A 390-nucleotide genomic window follows, 5' to 3' on the forward strand; every position below is an offset into this window, starting at 1 on the left:
TCAGGGCATCAATGGTCACGTTGGTGACAGTGGTGGAGGGGTGGCTGAGGGTGATGGTCACCTCTGCATGTTCGCCCTCATCAATAGTGGTGTCTGAGACCGTCGAGACCATGGGGATATCCGCCTCGTCAGTCACCGAGATCGCATCAGCGGTGATCCCGGGGTCGGTGCCGTCCACTGCCGCCTTCAGGGCGAAGGTCTCTGTGCCCTCGTAGACATTGTCATTGTTCAGTATAGTCTTGATATTGAAGGTTTTGTGCCCGGGGGGGATATCGACCTTCACGATACCGTTCACTGCCGTGCTCACGTTCACCGTATCCAGCTCCTGAGTCCCGTCAGCACTATAGAGCGTGAAGGTGCCGTTGGTGTCGGTGGTGAAGCTGCCCGTCT

The 390-nt window shown here is 57.4% G+C and carries 1 pseudogene; it reads right to left on the minus strand.

Annotation, left to right across the window (positions count from 1 at the left end):
• Positions 1-390 (minus strand): annotated as a pseudogene (locus A8L45_RS24915) (hypothetical protein); the annotation flags it as partial.

Origin of the sequence: Veronia pacifica, from assembly GCF_001707825.1 — a bacterium.
GTDB lineage: Bacteria > Pseudomonadota > Gammaproteobacteria > Enterobacterales > Vibrionaceae > Veronia > Veronia pacifica.